General features: G+C 54.8%; 11 protein-coding genes, 3 rRNA genes and 1 pseudogene. 5 read left to right on the top strand and 10 right to left on the bottom strand.

Features of this window, described 5'->3' with window-relative positions; genetic code table 11:
* Positions 1-103: 103 nt before the first annotated feature.
* Together PAB09_RS04105 and PAB09_RS04100 are read right to left on the bottom strand one after the other, a co-directional pair.
* The gene (locus PAB09_RS04105) at positions 104-1,567 is read right to left on the bottom strand and encodes a DDE-type integrase/transposase/recombinase (protein ID WP_271034466.1); all 1,464 of its coding nucleotides are present in this window, start codon (positions 1,565-1,567) and stop codon (positions 104-106) included.
* Positions 1,568-1,699: 132 nt separating this feature from the next.
* Positions 1,700-2,098, bottom strand: a complete 399-nt coding sequence (locus PAB09_RS04100; RefSeq protein ID WP_271034783.1) for a hypothetical protein — start codon at positions 2,096-2,098, stop codon at positions 1,700-1,702.
* Between the two features lie 197 nt (positions 2,099-2,295).
* On the opposite strand from PAB09_RS04100, the gene PAB09_RS04095 reads away from it, so the two are divergent.
* Positions 2,296-3,462 (top strand): pyridoxal phosphate-dependent aminotransferase, encoded by a 1,167-nt coding sequence (locus tag PAB09_RS04095; protein ID WP_271034782.1) that lies wholly within the window; start codon positions 2,296-2,298, stop codon positions 3,460-3,462.
* 131 nt (positions 3,463-3,593) lie between these two features.
* Here the strand turns inward: PAB09_RS04095 and PAB09_RS04090 are convergent, their stop codons facing one another.
* Positions 3,594-3,893 (bottom strand): recombinase family protein, encoded by a 300-nt coding sequence (locus tag PAB09_RS04090; protein WP_271034781.1) that lies wholly within the window; start codon positions 3,891-3,893, stop codon positions 3,594-3,596.
* Between the two features lie 656 nt (positions 3,894-4,549).
* On the opposite strand from PAB09_RS04090, the gene PAB09_RS04085 reads away from it, so the two are divergent.
* The 4 genes and pseudogenes from PAB09_RS04085 (at position 4,550) to PAB09_RS04070 (ending at position 9,311) form a co-directional block, all read left to right on the top strand.
* On the top strand, positions 4,550-5,209 hold the full coding sequence (locus PAB09_RS04085) for a hypothetical protein (RefSeq protein ID WP_271034780.1): 660 nt from the start codon (positions 4,550-4,552) through the stop codon (positions 5,207-5,209).
* 3 nt (positions 5,210-5,212) lie between these two features.
* Positions 5,213-5,416, top strand: a pseudogene (locus PAB09_RS04080) (N-6 DNA methylase); the annotation flags it as partial.
* A 1,512-nt stretch (positions 5,417-6,928) separates the two neighbouring features.
* Positions 6,929-8,536, top strand: coding sequence for an IS21 family transposase (istA, locus tag PAB09_RS04075; RefSeq protein ID WP_271034779.1), 1,608 nt, complete (start codon positions 6,929-6,931; stop codon positions 8,534-8,536).
* Positions 8,537-8,552: 16 nt separating this feature from the next.
* Positions 8,553-9,311 carry an ATP-binding protein gene (locus tag PAB09_RS04070; RefSeq protein WP_271033409.1) on the top strand — a complete coding sequence of 253 codons (759 nt, stop codon included), beginning with the start codon at positions 8,553-8,555 and terminating at the stop codon, positions 9,309-9,311.
* A gap of 288 nt (positions 9,312-9,599) precedes the next feature.
* On the opposite strand, the gene PAB09_RS04065 is transcribed toward PAB09_RS04070, so the two are convergent.
* The 7 genes from PAB09_RS04065 to PAB09_RS04035 form a co-directional block, all read right to left on the bottom strand.
* Positions 9,600-10,190 (bottom strand): hypothetical protein, encoded by a 591-nt coding sequence (locus tag PAB09_RS04065; RefSeq protein WP_271034778.1) that lies wholly within the window; start codon positions 10,188-10,190, stop codon positions 9,600-9,602.
* A 407-nt stretch (positions 10,191-10,597) separates the two neighbouring features.
* Positions 10,598-10,714: ribosomal RNA gene (gene rrf, locus PAB09_RS04060) — 5S ribosomal RNA — on the bottom strand.
* 102 nt (positions 10,715-10,816) lie between these two features.
* Positions 10,817-13,904, bottom strand: a 23S ribosomal RNA gene (locus tag PAB09_RS04055).
* Between the two features lie 459 nt (positions 13,905-14,363).
* Positions 14,364-15,886, bottom strand: a 16S ribosomal RNA gene (locus PAB09_RS04050).
* The 16S, 23S and 5S rRNA genes sit together here, the layout of an rRNA operon.
* A 655-nt stretch (positions 15,887-16,541) precedes the next feature.
* Positions 16,542-17,303, bottom strand: a complete 762-nt coding sequence (locus PAB09_RS04045) for an iron ABC transporter ATP-binding protein (protein ID WP_271034777.1) — start codon at positions 17,301-17,303, stop codon at positions 16,542-16,544.
* Positions 17,300-18,274: an iron chelate uptake ABC transporter family permease subunit gene (locus PAB09_RS04040; RefSeq protein ID WP_271035260.1), complete on the bottom strand. Its 975-nt coding sequence runs from the start codon at positions 18,272-18,274 to the stop codon at positions 17,300-17,302. Before PAB09_RS04040 ends, PAB09_RS04045 begins: the two co-directional genes overlap by 4 nt.
* A gap of 61 nt (positions 18,275-18,335) precedes the next feature.
* The gene (locus tag PAB09_RS04035; RefSeq protein ID WP_442873736.1) at positions 18,336-19,214 is read right to left on the bottom strand and encodes an iron chelate uptake ABC transporter family permease subunit; all 879 of its coding nucleotides are present in this window, start codon (positions 19,212-19,214) and stop codon (positions 18,336-18,338) included.
* Positions 19,215-19,413: the final 199 nt, after the last annotated feature.

Here is a 19,413-nt window from a genome sequence, read left to right as displayed (position 1 = left end):
CCTTTTGGACAGGGAGTCTAGTTACTTGTTGGACAGGGAGTCTAGCCACTTTTTGGACGGGGAGTCTAAGGGGTTTGTGGGCAAGTTTTAGGCGCTGGGCGGTCTACGGCTTTTTGCGTCGCGAGGGCCGCGGTCGCGACAGGATCGGTTTGATCTCCGGCGGGCGGCGGTGCCACATCCCTTCTACATGTCCGATGTTGATCTGTCCTCCGGCCGGTCGGTGCAACAAGGTAATGGGTAGGGGGAAGGAGAATAAAAGCTCGCCGTCATGCGCGGTAAAAAACTCCGCATGATGGGTGCCGACATGGCTGTAGATCATTCTATTTTTCCATCGAGTGCCGACATACAAACGGTGCTTGAGGATGGTCACGACACCACTTCGGTTGATCCAAAGTTCGTCGGGGATGCCCCAGTCGTTGCTTGACGCTGAGCCTGCGGCAGTTACGCTGGGGGTATCGATAGGGTGTGAATCCTGGTGGATTGGCTCATTATCGTGTTCACACGCCTTGGGTGAAGCTGCAACTTCTCCCAAGGTGTTTTTCCTTTCCTCGGGGACTCCATCGTGCATGCTGTGGTAGTACGAGGCGATTTTGGCCCACAACACATCTGGATCAAGAGGCTGTTTAGGTGGGGTGGCGTGGTCGAGAATCTCGCGGGCTTGTGCCGGAGTGATGTGCATTTTGCCGTGGTTGAGGCCTTGGTGACGTCGCTTGGTGTTGTAGTAGGTGCGATACTCCACGAGCAGCTGTTGGACTTGCCCGAGTGTTGTGGGGGTGCGCGCGTCAAGGTACCGGATGATCGTTTGGTGGGATCGTTCGTCTTTACCTTGGGTTTGTGGAGCGAATCCAGCAATAGACCACACACCCAGATGTGCCAGCCATCGTTCGGTGTCCGACAGTCGCCCTCGGTGGTAGGTAGCGAAGGCCTCACCGTTATCGGATAGCACCTCCTGAGGACAGCCATATGAATCCATTGCAGCCGCCAATGTGGCGCGTGCATCGACACCGTTCTCGGGTGCACTGAATGCTTGCGACCCTACATCAAAACGACTCGCATCGTCGATGAGCTGGTAGATCGTGATCTGGGTATGCGCTGTATCGAACAGGCGATAGACAAAGCCATCGATCTGCCACAGCTCATTGACCTTCGCACGCGCAAACCGCCTGTACGAGCTTCGGGGACGCTTCCGAGCATTCTCGTCAACAACACCAGCTTCGTGAAGCCACAAGGCGATCGTCGAGCGCTGCGGAGGATTTTCCATCCGAAGGTCATCGAGCAAGTAGTAGTAGATTGACCACGGCCCATAGTCACGGCCAGTTTCTTTCAGAACCTGGCGGGCCTGGACAACCAGTTGGCGTAGCTCGACACCGAATTTTCGGGTAGGATTCTTCGGTGCTGTTGAATCTGGGATAATTCCTGCTCGGCCGCGTTCGGCGATGCGATGTTTGATGTTGTTGTATGTCTGCCTGGACACGCCGATTTCCTTGCAGAACTTTGTGATGGTCTTGCCGTCACGGACGGGATCGAAATCCGCGATCTTCTTACGGATATGAGTTGGAATAGCCATCTGCATATTCCAACCCGAACCACGTCCAAAAAGCTTATAGACATCACGCCCACAAACCCCATGGACTCCCCGTCCAAAAACCAACTAGACTCCCTGTCCAAAAAGCCTATGGACTCCCCGTCCAAAAAGTCCCTAGACAGGACATAACCCACCTAGCTGCGCCCTAGCGTCGTGGCCATCGGCCAACTCGGGCTCTGCGTTAATCAGTGCGTACATCAGGCAGGCGCCTTGCGGGCTCGGTTGTAAACCATATACAACGGCCTCCACGCTCATGGCGGCACCGATGTCACCGGTGACCTCTTGTGTTGCGAGGTTTGCGCTAAACACATAGGACAACACAACATCAGAGACCTCCTCACCGCGCAGCACCCCCGTTTCCCCCGAAAGCCACTGCCCTTCTTCAGGCTGCGAGACCGCGATGACCTGCCAAGGGCCGGGTGCGCCCGTCGGGTCAGTATCCGCAGACACGAACGCCACATCCGTGGCACATGCCTGACGTCCGAGGCCTTCGGTCGGTTGAGAGGTGTTCATAGCCTTTCATGCTAGAACAACCACAACCCCTCCCCCGCCATGACTGCGGCATCACAGCTAGGACCCGCCGGGGAAAGGGCATGCCGGGCGAACGCGGTGCGGTGTGCGTCGGCAAGCGCAGGCCTACATGGTCGATGCTGAAGCCAGGGAGGCCACACGCGCATAGACGGCGCCGCGATGCGACTAACATCTGTGCCATGAAAAACATCGGTGTCACCCGCATGCAGGAATTCGGCGAGACAGTCTTTGCCACCTTCTCCGCCCGCGCCGCCGAGCTAGGCGCCATAAATCTTGGCCAAGGCTTCCCCGACACGGACGGGCCTAACGCCATGCTCGAGCGCGCCCAGCAAGAGATCGCCCGGGGCAATAACCAGTATCCGCCGGGGCTGGGCATGCCCGTGCTGCGGGAAGCCGTGGCTTGTCACCAATCGCGTTACGGGCGCACCATCGATCCCGCGACGCAGGTCCTTATCACCGTCGGCGCGACGGAGGCCATCACCGCCGCCGTCACCGCACTCGTCGAACCCGGCGAGGACGTCATCGTCTTTGAACCCTATTTTGACTCCTATGCCGCGGCGATTTCGCTAGCCGGCGGGCGGCGCGTTGCAGTATCCCTGAAACCGGCTGGTGACACCTGGACGTTAGACACAAAGGCTTTCGAGCAGGCGATCACGCCGCAAACAAAGCTGGTTATCTGCAACAGCCCCCACAATCCCACCGGCGCAGTGTTCGACCGCGCCGTGTTGGAGGAGTTCGCCCGAATAGTGGTCGCCCATGACCTCCTCGTGGTCTCCGACGAGGTCTACGAACACCTTGTATTCCCGCCTGCCACCCACACGCACTTAGCAAGCCTGCCGGGAATGTGGGAGCGCACCGTCAGCGTTTCCAGCGCCGCTAAGACCTTCAACGCCACCGGTTGGAAGACCGGCTGGGCAGTCGGCCCGCAGCCACTGATCAAAGAGGTCCAGCGCGTCAAGCAGTATTTGAGCTATGTAGGTGCCGCCCCTTTTCAGCCCGCGGTCGCCTATGCGCTGGACAATGAGTTGGCCTGGGTGGATGCCATGGCCGCCGGGCTTGCCAAGAAGAAGCAGTTGCTTGCCGACGCGCTGCGCGCCGCTGGGCTCAAGGTCTACGACTCTCATGGCACCTACTACCTCGTTGCCGAACTACCCGAGGCATTCGCCGACGACATGGCCTTTTGCACCTATCTCATCGAAGAGGTTGGTGTGGCTGCGATACCGATCTCCGTGTTTTGCGATCACAAGGACGATTGGCGCAGGAAGGTTCGTTTCGCCTTCTGCAAGAAGGACGAAACGCTCATAGAAGCCTGCCGACGCATCCAGGACCGGCTTCACCTCGCCTAGGCCACAACGATAGGACGCACCGCCTGGCACATTCAGCCAGCGCAGGCCTGGGCCTTCTTAGGACTGTTCCTTCCCGACGATTTCACCAAGCGGATGCATCTGCATGCGTGTTCCTTGACGTTCGTCGATCCTTATTCAGACGAGTGCAGATCAATAAGCGAGCGTGCCAACCGATCCATACTCATAACCACAAGTTGGTCACCAGGGCGCACATAATTCAACGCACCATCCAACCCAGGACGGTCAGTAGACGAACCGCTGACGGTATCGGTAAAAATGCGAAAGCATTTCTCTTTCTTCAACGCTGCGGTTTGCCGCTCTAAGTTTTGGTCTTTAGAGCTAACCCGCGCGTAGCCGACTTTCTGTCCGGAAATAACCTCGGAATGTTCAGGAATATCTAGAGGTAGTGGCGGTTCTGTTCCATTATCCATAACCCCACCCTAGTGAACATGATGTTTGCGAGGGGGTTTGTAATTCAAAAACCGTTCTTTTGGGGTGTACCCTATCCAGACAACCTCTTAACTTATCGAGATTCAGGAAGACGCAGAGTGTCGTCATCGGCTGGGATATCTAAGTGGACGAGCGTAACTTATGTTCCGCTCTATGTGAGGTTAATCGTCGTGCAGCTTTGTTCACATAGAACAACTGTATTCTCGTTGCCTTCGACATAAACCTGTGTAGGCTTCGAGGCTTGAGTCGAATAGGTCAAATAGATATCCAAAACAAAGTTTAAGACTTCCACAATTGCCACAACAACACTTGCACGTATGGCGATGGTTTCCTTTCTCAGACGAGAATTTTTACTCCTTTACGACTCCTATTTCACGATGGAGTAGAACTTCTACTCCATCGTGAAATATCAAACATGGTAATAGGAACGGGTCACCCGAAAAATTGTTGCCCAAGGCATACTCCATAAAATATATGTGCACTCGAGGAACGGGACCTCTGTCTGCCACATTAAGTGAGCCGAAACCAGCTAGGGGCCGAATGAGTATTTATATCGCGAACAGCTAGACAATGAAGTTAACTAATTAGACAAGATTTTGACATATTTTCCATCGTTGATAACAGGAGGGCGCATTCCATGATCGAAAACGAATTTTCCCAAAACTTGCCTGATGATACAGATACGTTAAAAGCGCTTTTCTACTCATACGCTGACCAGTTCGGCCACGACCTAAACAAGCGCAATCAAGTAAATCAGATACTAAAAGCGATATCCGAAAAAATCATCCATCAAACAGACTTAGAAAAATTCCGGGGCAGCTCAGAAATGCTGAGCGACCAGAATTTACGCCAAATTGGCCTGGTGATCTCTCAGGCAGCTGCGACAGAACACGCCGCGGGGCAGATCATTGCAGTCTCAGAGTCTGGCCCATTCGATCCGCCAATTAATAAAGCATGGACACGCTCAGGAACTCAACTGCAGGAGAGCCTGAAGCCCCATGTTCCCGAGGCCCTCTTAGATCGGCTGAAAACCGCAATTGATCTCCGCAATGAAGTAGCACATAGTTTCCAGGTCGAGATAACGGATACGGAAGCATATGAACGACTTGGGCTGCCTGTGGATGCCATACAGTCCGGCGATCGCATTACCTTGAAAAGGAATCCCAAGAAGGGCGCCGCCTCTTTTAAAACTCTTATCTGGAAAGGCGATAGCCTTAAGTCACTTCACAAAGAGCTCATCGCCATTGAGGGGGAACTCGAAAAGATCCTGTGGGAGAAGATCAACACCCTCCTTTAGCGCAGGGTCCACGTAGTCACCAACGACTCACCCCTGTTTACCAGCCAGCCCCAGTCCGGCCCGGACCAGATCCGTAACTGGCTGATCAACGGCAACCTCATCGACGCGAGCATTGCGCTGCAGACCGCGATGTTCTACAACACAGGAATCGCCACCTACGTGTGGATCCCCGACAAGAACAAGGAACCCCGGTGTGTTGGAATGTTGCTATAACCGGTAGAGACCTTTATACGAATGAAGCTATCGCCGCGTTCATTCCTAATAAAGAATTAAGTGCAGATATACGGCGATAGCTTACCGATCAAGTTTTCTATCGCTAGCACGTAGTTTAAGCTCATAACCAACAAAAACTGTCAAGAAAGTGATTTCTACCATGGGTTAATTCGGAAATATTGTTGGCGGATTTCTGTCATCCCTGGGAGGATCTGACGATGAATGGTATTGCGATGGCTGCAACACCAAGTTAAACGACCAGCCAGGCTTCACGACTGATTGTCCAACGTGGGAATGCGCAGAATGCGGCCGTGATAATGACGTAACAAGCGCCAACCTCTACGACAGCCATGAGCACTACCAGGAGGTCATGGGGATACCCCCGTGCCCCACTTGCGGAAACATGGTTCAAGGGGGTGCGCCCGATGCCACTTATTGGTTCAACTGTACTGGCTGTAGCGAGCGCTTCTACTTGGAGAACGGGGAACTCATCAGCCCCTTTGGCGATAGCCGTCGCTCTACCGGGCGTACGTGCGAGAGCTGTCAGCAGGAGCTTCGCGGTGACTTCACTGCACCATGGGAGGATGGCGGAAACTCCTACGGTTATGTCCAGTGCGCGTCTTGTGGATATAAAAATATGATGGATATGGGCTAGTAAACCTATATATTCGCGTCTACTAAGAGGTACCGGTGGGATTGACTGGGCCATACCCTATTTGCAAGCCACGACAGTCTGTGGAGCAGTGGGGATTGCTACATCTAGCTCCGTGCCAATTCTTTTCGGCAACGACAGCCCCACATCGCTTGGCGTAATCTATGTTTTCCCTATCTTGGCTTTTTGATCCAGATAGTGATTATCGTTTTAGCCGCTTTGAAAGCAAACGGGGTGTGCACATTCCCGGCAGAAAAAGAATAACCCCTGCACAAAGAGGAAAAACGATGACTACCCCGCCCAGCAAGCAATCGAAAACACGCACCTGCACTACGTACTTATCATCGCCTGCGCACGCACCCGAGACTACGCAGAAGCCAAGGACTGGGGCAGACAACGCCGCCCGATGCCTCACCGAACTAGCCAGACTCCTCTCCCCCACTTCCCCACTATTCCCCAACATGCGACAGCTGCGCTCAATTATTCACGCCGTGCAGCAAAGCCTCGCCCGACAACAGCAGCCCCAGGACTTAGAAAAAGGGCTAGACCTCATCACCGCAATAGAAGAACGCCTAACCTCAAAGCATAAGTAGCCTTGCTCTACAAGGTTTTCTTCAAAGAGGTTATTACTCACTGCCTACCGGCAGGGGAACCGTATATTGCCTATGGCTTGAGCCATTTAATTTGAGCGTTTCTTGCTGTCGATTCGGGGTAGTTGGTACCGCGAGTCCGCGTAGTTGGTACCGGTGTTCCACGTATCTGGTACTGCAAGGGGTTTTCTTTCATAGTTGATGCTGGCGACACCGCAATCCGGTGGTGTCGCGTCAACTTTTACTTGGAAGGAGCCGGTCCTTGTGGCTAACTTCAAACAGATCATCGCGATGTGCCTTGATGGTGCTAGCTACGCGCAGATCACACACGCATTGGGATGTTCACGACGAGAAGTATCCCGCGCAAAGAAAGTCATCAACGATGAGGTACTAACTCCAGAGCGTTTCCGTCAGCTCCCACCGGGATGGTTTGATGATCGATTCAGTGATGGCCGGAGTAAGCGGACGATGTCCTACGACCAGCCTGATTTTCATGCTCTTGCACGCAAGCTGAAAAGTACGAAGCACGTGACCAGGCACAAGCTGTGGATGGACTACTTGTCGCAGCCTTGTCCGACGGATAAGGCAAAGTACCAGTACTCCCAGTTTTGCAGTGGGCTCAATGAATTTCTGCGTGCTAATGATCTTGTCGAAGTCGTCACCCATGAGCCCGGGCAAGAGCTTTATGTCGACTGGGCCGGTGACAAAGTGCCAGTGGTGGATCAGGCCAGTGGTGATACCGCATTCAAGGCGTCATTGTTTGTCGCGGTCAGCCCGTACTCAGGACTGATGTACGTTACTGCTGCTGCGAATGAGAAGATGCCGGCTTGGATTGAGTGCCATGTTAAGGCGTTGAACTATCTTGGCAAATTACCGGCGGTCATCGTGCCGGATAATGCTTCTACGGCGACTTATCGGCCGAAAAAGACCTCTACATATCGGATGGTCACTGACCGCTACGCAGCGTTTGCTGACTATTACGGGGTCACGATCGTGCCGACTCGGCCCGGCAGGCCACGCGACAAAGCGGCAGTAGAACGTGCCGTGAAAATCGCCTACACCAAAATCCTGGGTTACTTCAACGACGAGGTCTTCTATAGCCTTGATGAGCTTAATGAGGCGATCGCTGATCGGCTTGCCGATATCAACAGCGCAATGACGCGGCCTGATGGCTCAACACGGCGCATGCGCTTTGATAAAGAAGAGGCACCAGTGATGCGCGATCTTCCGCCGACGCCGTTTACGGAAGTGTCTTATAAGCGGCTTAAAGTCGATCGTAATTGGCACATCACCTGTGACTATCAGTACTACTCTGTGCCATTTCAGCTGGTAGGAGAATCGGTAACAGTCAGGCTCACCCCGCAACTGGTGAGCATCTTCAGCGGGGAGCAGCTTGTTGCTGAACACACGCGCCTTCACGGATTTAAATACCGGTATTCCACAAACCCTCAGCATGCACCGCGTGGCGATGATGAAGGCCACAAGGCGCTTACCCGTGATGAGCTTTTGGCCTGGGCCTCGTCGTTTGGGGCAGCAACGCACGCAGTCATAGCGATGATCCTCGACCGCAATAGTGCCGCCGTACCCCGCGGACTCATCCAGGCACGCAACGTGCTGGCCAACCTGGGCAAAAAGCACAACAAAGCCACCCTGGAACCTGCATGCCAGCAGGTCTTAGACAAGAAACTGGCCCCCACGATGGCAGTGATCAAACGCATCCAGACTGACATTGCCCACGTCCAACAACATCCCGGGTCACCAGGGCTAAAAACACAGCCTGTGGCCAAGCGCCAACCACGCCCAAGTACCCCGCTTACCGGCGAGGTGGCCGATGCCGTCTTTATCCGGCCTGCTGATCACTACGAAAACTAGAAGGAGTGTAAAAATCATGAGCAGCATCGATGACGAGATTGTGCGGGCGAAAATGCGCAAGCTTCGCGTATCAACCTTCGCTGACATCTTCTACGAGGTTGTCAACGACGAGGCCTATGCGGATGCGCTACCAGAAGATATCTTCCTCGCCGCAGTCGAAGAAGCCTACACACAACGCCAACAGCGCAACATTGCCAAGGCTATCACCCAGGCTAAATTCCGATACCCGGATGCGAGCCTTGCTGAAGTCACCCGGGCAGAACAACGCGGCATCAACATGCGCCAGCTGAAACGGATCGCAGCGACCAACTGGCGGGAAAACCCGACCAACATTCACATCCTCGCACCGACGGGAACAGGCAAGACATACATTGCCTGCGCCATCGGCATCGCCGCATGCAAGGCTGGATATTCCGTGGCGTATTACCGGCTGGATCAACTTGTAGATATGCTCGCGGTCTTCTCACCGACTGACCAAAACTACCTCGATAAGATGCGGAAACTGATCAACGTCGATGTCCTTATCATCGACGATTTTATGACCATGAGCATCAACCAGCGCGGGCAAGAAGACCTAACCAAGATCATATTCGACCGCGACGGTCGGCTCCCGACACTTATCTCCTCCCAATCGGCCGCCGCCTACTGGGTTGAAACACTGCCAGACAGAGTCGGAGCCGATTCACTCGTTAGCCGCCTCAACAACGGCCACCGAATCCGTATCGGAGACTTCGACATGCGCAAGGCCACCGCCCCAATAGAACCGGACGAATAAAGCAAACAACCAGGCCGACTCGGTCGGCCCGGCCCCGGTACCAACTACCCGGAACCCGGCAGTACCGGGTCTCCGGAACACCGGTACCAAAAACCCGCATCTGACATCTTGCGTCCACGCGGAAGTACAATTCCAGCCGAACTCAGACCGCGTTTAACTGTCGCTCTAGAAACCCCAAACTCATCCATTGCATCCTCGATCCCTGGGTATTTTCCTGTTTGGCTAAAAGCATCTGCGAAGAAGGCTGCAATCCGGAAAGCAATACTCTTACCTCCAGCTGTCCTCCTCTTATTGGCTGCTTCCAGTGCCTTTCTCCGCTCTTGCGCATATTTCGGTTTTCCAGCGTTGTGCTGCTTTCTGTCCGCCTTTTCGTCCCATGGTGGCCAGTGCTTTGCGTTCGCTGCTGGTAACGCGTCCGGGAGCGCTAGCTCCTAGGCTTGTGCTGGTTTTAGATTGGGTGACATAACCGCGTACGCGCCGTGCCATGGTCTGACGGTCACGCATGGGCGGTATTTCGCTGTCTCGGCCTGCTCCACCTTGTTGTTGTGCAACGTTATAGGCATGCTCGTAGGCATCGATTATGGCTGCGTCTGTGAGTCGTTGTCCTGCTTTGCGTAGTCGGTAACCAATTTTTAGTGCGTGGCTAAACGCAGTTTCGTCGCGCGCTGCAACGCCCTGGCTAATCCAGCGCACGCGCACGCCGCCGATTAGTTCCGGGTCGTATTGATCAAGTTCTGCGCTCATTTCGTTTTCGACGTCGTCAGCAAGTGCTTTAAAGGCTTGGGCTTCTTCGCGACGAGTTTTGACCGCGTTAATAAGTTCACGGCCACTGTTAAATTGCTGGCGCTTGTTTTTAATGTGCTGGGATTGTCCCGCCATCTCGCGCACCTGCCTTAGAAAGTCTTGGAGGCGGATAACCCGGTCATGCTGGCAATACCAGCGATAAGCCTCCGGTGACTTTCCAGTATAAAAAGGACTCCGGCTAAACCGGTGCGCAAAATGAGGATCAGCCAGCGCAGGCCTGGGCCTTCTTAGGCCTGTTCCTTCCCGACGATTTCACCAAGCGTATGCATCTGCATGCGCGTTCCTTGACGTTCATCGATCCTTATTCAGACGAGCGAGTTGAGTTTTGTGCGGGGGATGTTTGGTAGTGGGGTTTTTGCTTTCCGGCGGTTCAAGTCACCGGCCACCATGTACACGGGGTGTCTGTGATGCGAAAAAAACGATGGGCACCGGGGAAGGGGGTTTTTCCTTGGTGCTCACCGTTTTGTTTTTGAAGTTTTTAGCGTCGGCGGTGACTTACTCTCCCACACCCTCCCGGGTGCAGTACCATCAGCGTGATTGGGCTTAGCTTCCGGGTTCGGAATGGGACCGGGCGTGTCCCCAATGCTATGACCACCGACACGTGTTATTGGAACAATAGGTTGTTTGTTGGTGTTGGTGTTGTGTTAGATACTGCATAGTGGACGCGATGATATTGTTGTTGTTTTGTTTTTAGCAGGATGTTTGTTGTTTGTTGGTAAATTAGTACCAGTCGTCTGCACATCTTGCGATGCTTCCAACTCTGGCCTATCAACCCCATAGTCTGTGGGGTACCTCGAGTGAAACCTCATCTTAAAACAGGCTTCCCGCTTAGATGCTTTCAGCGGTTATCCCTTCCGTACGTAGCCAACCAGCGCTGCTACTGGCGTAACAACTGGCACACTAGAGGTACGTCCGTCCCGGTCCTCTCGTACTAGGGACAGCCTTCTTCAAGTTTCAACGCGCGCGGCGGATAGAGACCGAACTGTCTCACGACGTTCTAAACCCAGCTCGCGTGCCGCTTTAATGGGCGAACAGCCCAACCCTTGGGACCTACTCCAGCCCCAGGATGCGACGAGCCGACATCGAGGTGCCAAACCATCCCGTCGATATGGACTCTTGGGGAAGATCAGCCTGTTATCCCCGGGGTACCTTTTATCCGTTGAGCGACACCACTTCCACACGTAGGTGCCGGATCACTAGTCCCTACTTTCGTACCTGCTTGAGTTGTCACTCTCACAGTCAAGCTCCCTTGTGCACTTACACTCAACACCTGATTGCCAACCAGGCTGAGGGAACCTTTGGGCGCCTCCGTTACATTTTAGGAGGCAACCGCCCCAGTTAAACTACCCACCAGGCACTGTCCCCAACCCAGATCATGGGCCAAGGTTGAGGTGCTCAATCCGATCAGAGTGGTATTTCAACTTGCGACTCCACACCACCTAGCGATGATGCATCAACGTCTCCCACCTATCCTACACAAACCGAACCAAACACCAATACCAAGCTATAGTGAAGGTCCCGGGGTCTTTTCGTCCTGCCGCGCGTAACGAGCATCTTTACTCGTACTGCAATTTCACCGGGCCTGTGGTTGAGACAGCAGGGAAGTCGTTACGCCATTCGTGCAGGTCGGAACTTACCCGACAAGGAATTTCGCTACCTTAGGATGGTTATAGTTACCACCGCCGTTTACTGGGGCTTAAATTCTCCGCTTCGCGCACCGCAAGGGTGTGCTAACAGGTCCTCTTAACCTTCCAGCACCGGGCAGGCGTCAGTCCGTATACATCAACTTCCACGTTTTCGCACGGACCTGTGTTTTTAATAAACAGTCGCTTCCCTCTATTCTCTGCGACCACCACCAGCTCAATCAGTCTGTCACCAGCAGTGGTCCCCCTTCTCCCGAAGTTACGGGGGCATTTTGCCGAGTTCCTTAACCACAGTTCACCCGAACGCCTTAGTATTCTCTACCTGACCACCTGTGTCGGTTATGGGTACGGGCCATGTACACACTCGCTAGAGGCTTTTCTCGACAGTATAGGATCACCAACATCCCCAACAATGGGTACGCATCACGCCTTACCCTTATATGTGATACGGATTTACCTATATCACGGGCCACACGCTTACACCACAATCCAATAAGTGGCTTGGCTACCAACCTGTGTCACCCCATCACTTGGCTACTACCAGATCAGGTCCCACGCACGCCCACCACAGATACAACAAGTTGCATATTGTGATGCTTGTGGGTGGTTAGTATCCCCGATTCACCATTGGGCGCGTATACACGGGTACCAGAATATCAACTGGTTGTCCATCGACTACGCCTGTCGGCCTCGCCTTAGGTCCCGACTCACCCTGGGAAGATTAGCTTAACCCAGGAACCCTTAGTCATCCGGCGGATATGTTTTCCACATATCATTCGTTACTCATGCCTGCATTCTCACTCGCACACACTCCACACCATCAAGTTACCCAGGTGCTTCATCGTCGTGCACGACGCTCCCCTACCCAACCAACAAACAAATGTTGATTGCCGCGGTTTCGGCGGTGTACTTGAGCCCCACTACATTGTCGGCGCAGAACCACTCGACCAGTGAGCTATTACGCACTCTTTCAAGGATGGCTGCTTCTAAGCCAACCTCCTGGCTGTCTTCGCGATCCCACATCCTTTCCCACTTAGTACACGCTTAGGGGCCTTAACCGGCGATCTGGGCTGTTTCCCTCTCGACCAACGGAGCTTATCCCCCGCAGTCTCACTGCCGTATTCTGACTTCACTGGCATTCGGAGTTTGGCTGACATTGCTAAGATTGTGGTCCCGCTCAACCAACCAGTAGCTCTACCTCCAGGAAGAAACACACGACGCTGCACCTAAATGCATTTCGGGGAGAACCAGCTATCACGGAGTTTGATTGGCCTTTCACCCCTACCCACAGCTCATCCCCTCAGTTTTCAACCTAAGTGGGTTCGCGCCTCCACAGCATCTTACTGCTGCTTCACACTGGCCATGGGTAGATCACCCCGCTTCGGGTCCAGAACATGCCACTAAAAACACCCTCGTTAGGATTCGCTTTCGCTACGACTACCCCACACGGGTTAACCTCGCGACATGCCGCTGACTCGCAGGCTCATTCTTCAAAAGGCACGCCATCACCCCACAAAAGAGGCTCTGACGGATTGTAAGCACACGGTTTCAGGTACTATTTCACTCCCCTCCCGGGGTACTTTTCACCATTCCCTCACGGTACTATTCCGCTATCGGTCAACTTGAGTATTTAGGCTTACCGGGTGGTCCCGGCAGATTCACAGCAGATTCCACGAGCCCGCTGCTACTCGGGGACACCAACAACACAACCAACACCACCTTCACGTACGGGACTCTCACCCTCTACGGCAGGTCATCCCAAACCACTTCCGCTAACAGCATTGACATTGCGCACCCAGCTGGCAGACCAGGAACAGTTGAACCCCACAACACCACACACACAACCCCTGCCAGGTATCACATGCACATGGTTTAGCCTCATCCACGTTCGCTCGCCACTACTAGCAGAATCACAATTGTTTTCTTCTCCTACGGGTACTGAGATGTTTCACTTCCCCGCGTAACCCCCACACCAGCTATGAATTCACCAGTGGGTAACCGCACATAACCACGGCCAGGTTTCCCCATTCGGACATCCTCGGATCAACGCTTTATTGGCAACTCCCCGAGGCTTAACGCAGCCTTACACGTCCTTCATCAGCTCAAGCTGCCAAGGCATCCACCGTGTGCCCTTAACCAAACAACACACACACAAAAAATTGCCAAAGACAAAAAATACTAAAAACAAAGAACAAGAAAAAAAAATTAATTCTCACCCCACCCACACAACACACAGTCATGCAGGCACAATGAAATTACATCGCGTCCACTATACAGTTCTCACACAACACACCCCACCACCACCAACCACCCACACCCCACAAAAAAAGAGGCACAAAAAAAGGCAGCAGTAGCAGCAAGGCCACCAGAAACACACACATGCATGTTCCAGACACCCAACAGCACACCAACACACACAGTTTGAGAAACACAAATCGCAACACACAACGTGGTGCGCATCATCCAGTCGATGCCACAAACCCCAACACCAGCCACACCCACCGTGTGGCACACATTCGTGTCGGGGTGGCATGCTCCACCCGGATTAGAAAAAACAAATGGTGACTAACCAGTCACCAACACAAAAAAAATATATGCTCCTTAGAAAGGAGGTGATCCAGCCGCACCTTCCGGTACGGCTACCTTGTTACGACTTCGTCCCAATCGCCGATCCCACCTTCGACCACTCCCTCCCCACAAAGGGGTTAGGCCATGGGCTTCGGGTGTTACCAACTTTCATGACGTGACGGGCGGTGTGTACAAGGCCCGGGAACGTATTCACCGCAGCGTTGCTGATCTGCGATTACTAGCGACTCCGACTTCATGGGGTCGAGTTGCAGACCCCAATCCGAACTGAGGCCGGCTTTCAGCGATTCGCTCACCCTCACAGGCTCGCAGCGCGTTGTACCGACCATTGTAGCATGTGTGAAGCCCTGGACATAAGGGGCATGATGATTTGACGTCATCCCCACCTTCCTCCGAGTTAACCCCGGCAGTCTCTCATGAGTCCCCGGCCGAACCGCTGGCAACATAAGACAAGGGTTGCGCTCGTTGCGGGACTTAACCCAACATCTCACGACACGAGCTGACGACAACCATGCACCACCTGTATACAAGCCACAAAGGGAAAGACCATCTCTGGCCCAGTCCTGTATATGTCAAGCCCAGGTAAGGTTCTTCGCGTTGCATCGAATTAATCCACATGCTCCGCCGCTTGTGCGGGCCCCCGTCAATTCCTTTGAGTTTTAGCCTTGCGGCCGTACTCCCCAGGCGGGGCGCTTAATGCGTTAGCTACGGCACAGAAGTCGTGGAAGACCCCTACACCTAGCGCCCACCGTTTACGGCATGGACTACCAGGGTATCTAATCCTGTTCGCTCCCCATGCTTTCGCTCCTCAGCGTCAGTTACTGCCCAGAGACCTGCCTTCGCCATCGGTGTTCCTCCTGATATCTGCGCATTCCACCGCTACACCAGGAATTCCAGTCTCCCCTACAGCACTCAAGTTATGCCCGTATCGCCTGCACGCCCGAAGTTAAGCCCCGGAATTTCACAGACGACGCGACAAACCACCTACGAGCTCTTTACGCCCAGTAATTCCGGACAACGCTCGCACCCTACGTATTACCGCGGCTGCTGGCACGTAGTTAGCCGGTGCTTCTTATACAGGTACCGTCACCAAAGCTTCGTCCCTGTCGAAAGAGGTTTACAACCCGAAGGCCGTCATCCCCCACGCGGCGTCGCTGCATCAGGCTTGCGCCCATTGTGCAATATTCCCCACTGCTGCCTCCCGTAGGAGTCTGGGCCGTATCTCAGTCCCAATGTGGCCGTCCACCCTCTCAGGCCGGCTACCCGTCGACGCCTTGGTAGGCCATTACCCCACCAACAAGCTGATAGGCCGCGGGCTCATCCCTAACCGAAAAAACTTTCCACAACCGACACTAAACGATTGTCCTATCCGGTATTAGACCCAGTTTCCCAAGCTTATCCCGAAGTTAGGGGCAGATCACCCACGTGTTACTCACCCGTTCGCCACTCGAGCACCCAGCAAGCTGGGCCTTTCCGTTCGACTTGCATGTGTTAAGCACGCCGCCAGCGTTCGTCCTGAGCCAGGATCAAACTCTCCACAAAAAAACAAGAAAAAACATCTTGAATCAAAAAGGTCAGGAAAGCCTGAAACCAGACAAAAAACAAACAACCAGCCCACAACACAACAAACAGTTGCATCGCAAAAATGATTGTCCAAAAAAATAGATGAAAAAACATGTGTGCCGCCATCCGACGAGGAAAAACACGACACACAAACACGTCAAAGAAACAAAAACCATTCCCCAACATGCATCATCAACCAGCATTAATATTTCACAAGCAAGCAACTACTCGCCGGCCACACCAACACCAACCAACAACACACACCACAAGAAACAATCCCTGCTCCCCAAACAAAGCAAACCACAAAAAAATGCGATTCACCAGTGCATTGGTACACTATTGAGTTCTCAAACAACATGACCACCCAGCCCCACACACAAACAAAACCATGCGCAGAACTAAAGGAAGAAAGTGATTTCGTCCCGCTTGTTTTCCTCCCGCCTCAAACTCACAACCACCTTCATCAAAAGGCACTGTAAGAGGGCGCTGTCGGTCGCGGCGACTCACATAAAGTTACACACCCACCAACAACAACACAAATCCCCAGCACACAACAGGTTGTTTGAGTGCTGGGGAGGAGGAATGTGAAGCCAACCGCACGGGGCGCGGCGCGCGTGAGCGTCGGCAAGCGCTCTTAGTAGCAAGCAAGCGGGCCGAAGGGGCCGTCGATGACTTGGATCGGCGTATTGAAGATCTCGGTGAGCACGTCATCGCGCATGAGCTCGTCTGGCGTACCGAAGGCTGCTATAGCGCCGTCTTTGACCGCGCAGATCGCATCCGCATAGCGAGCGGCAAAGTTAATGTCGTGCAACACCACGATGATGGTGCGGCCGAACTCGCGGGCGGCGCGTTCGATGTGCTTCATCATCTCCACTGCGTGGGCGATGTCGAGATTATTCAAAGGCTCATCGAGCAACACGTAGTCGGTTTCTTGACACAACACCATTGCCACGTAGGCGCGCTGGCGCTGCCCGCCGGAGAGCTGATCGAGGAAGCGATCCTCGAGCTCACGAAGGTTGAGGAAGTCGATGTAGCGGGAGATGATTTCCTCATCCTCGGGGGTCAGCCGTCCTTTGGAATAAGGGAAGCGGCCAAAGCCTACGAGCTGACGCACCGTGAGCCGGGTGACAAAGTGGTTTTCCTGCCGCAGGATAGACAGCACCTTGGCTAGGTCTTGGGACTTGGTGGCTGCCACATCCATTCCGGCGACGAAGATCTGGCCATCATCCATGCCCAGCAGTCGCCCGATCATGGTCAACAGCGTGGACTTGCCCGCGCCGTTGGGGCCCACGAGGGCGGTGATGCCGCCGGCGGGAAGTTCCAGGTCGATCGGACCGATGCGGACCTGTTGATTGTCGGAGGTGTAGGTCTTGGTGACCCGGTCTAGCTTGATCACAGTCGGCCCTTCTTAAGGAGTACGAGCAGGAATACGGAACCGCCCACTAGCTCAATGATGATGGACACGGCACCCTGGGCGTAGAAGATGTGGTTCATCACGAAGTAAGCGCAGGTGAGGACGAAAAACCCCAGCGACAGCGCCATCGGGAAGATGTAGCGGTGGTCATAGGTGCCCGCCGCCTGATAGGCAAGGGTTGCCACGAGGAACCCGAGGAAGGTCATCGGACCGACCAATGCGGTGGAGGTGGCGATAAGGATGGAGACCATCACCAGGATGAGCACCGAGTAGGTCTTGTGGTTCACACCCAGGTTGGCGGCCGCTTCCCTGCCCAGGGACAAGACGTTGAGCTTACGCGAGAGCGCCAACACCGTCATGCCCGCGGCCAGCACGAGCGGGATGGCCAGCGGATAGTAAGACGGGTCGGCGTTATTGACCGAACCGAACATACGTGCGGTCAGCACATCGAACTCGCTTGGGGTCAAAAGGCGCTGCATAAAGGTGGTCAGCGACCCCAGCCCACCACCGATGACAATGCCGATGAGCAGCATGGCGTGCATGTTGGAGTTCTTCGAGGTCAACAGCCAGGAGTACAGCACCAGCGAGAGCCCGACCATAAGCACAAGCTGCACCACGAACATGCGCAGGTTGTCGGCGCTGAAGAAGCCGTAGGTACCCAGGAAGAAGATGGTGGAGGTGTGGATCAAGCGATACAGCGACTCAAATCCCATGATCGACGGGGTCAGAATCCTGTTGTTGGTGACCGTTTGGAACGCCACCGTCGCGATCGCCTGGCACCACGCGACCACCGCCATCGCGGTCACCGCGCTCGCGCGGCGCTGCGCGATCAGCCACCACCCGCGCGTGCCCACCTCGAGCGGGTTGCCGTAGGCCAGCAGCCCGAAGGCACACAGCAGGCCCAGCGCGGTAATGATAGAAAACAGGATCCAGTATCGGCGCGGGCCGTGCATGAATACGCGCGTTGCACGCCTGCCGACGTCTATAGTGCCCGCCGCAGCGGAGTGCACAGCGTTAACCACGGCGCACCCCCTTGAGGATCAGGCCAACGAAGACGACGGCGCCGACCACGCCCAAGATCACCGACACCGGGATCTCAAACGGGGAGATGACCACGCGCGCGAGCAGGTCGGAGGCGGTCACGATGCCGATACCTAGCAGGCAGACCCAAGGCAGGTTCGAGCGCAGGTCATCGCCGCGCCACATGCTCACCAGGTTAGGCACGATCAATCCCACGAACGGAAGGTTGCCCACCACCACTGTCACCACGCCGGTGGCCACGGCGATCAGGGCGGTGCCCAGCAGCACCATGCGCTGATAATTCACTCCCACATTAGTAGCGAAGTCCTCACCCAGGCCGGCCACGGTGAGTCGGTCGGCGTAGAAGAACACGGCGACCACCACGATGAGCACGACCCACAGCACCTCGTACTGCCCCTTGTAGACGGAGGTGAAGCTGCCCTGGAACCACACGCCCAGGGTCTGGAGGGTGTCGGTCTTCAACGCGATGAAGCTCGACAGGGAGCTGATCACCGCGCCGAGCATGATGCCGATGATGGGCACGACCAGCGAGGAGCGCAGCGAGACCCTGCGCAGGAATAGGAAAAAGACCATCGTGCCCACGAAGGCAAAGGCCACGGCGGAAACCATGCGGGCCGCCACGCTTGCCGTGGGGAAGACGATCATGGCAAACAGTAGGCCTAGGCCCGCCCACTCGGTGGTGCCCGTGGTCGTGGGTTCCACGAAGCGGTTCTGGGTCAGAAGCTGCATGACAAGCCCGCTCATGGCCATCGCGGCACCGGCTAAGACCAGGGCGATGGTGCGCGGGATGCGGACGTTCATAAACATGACGCGACCATCGCCGCCGGAGAAGATGTCATATTCGCCGGTCATCAGGGAGGCGAACAACAACCCCACGACCACGATCACAGCGGCAATAATCTTCCAATCCAGGCGTCGGGCCGCCTTGGGGGTTTCAGGAGTTGCGGCCGTGGCATGGTCGGCGCCGGTGTCTTGGGTATTCAATGGGGCGGTCATGGTTTCGCTAGGCCTAGCTGTGCGGCCGTGGTGGTTAGCCTCGGTACCGGTGGGT

Origin of the sequence: Corynebacterium sp. SCR221107 (assembly GCF_027886475.1) — a bacterium.
Classification (GTDB): Bacteria; Actinomycetota; Actinomycetes; order Mycobacteriales; family Mycobacteriaceae; genus Corynebacterium.
This window is presented reverse-complemented; position numbering and strand designations above follow the sequence as displayed.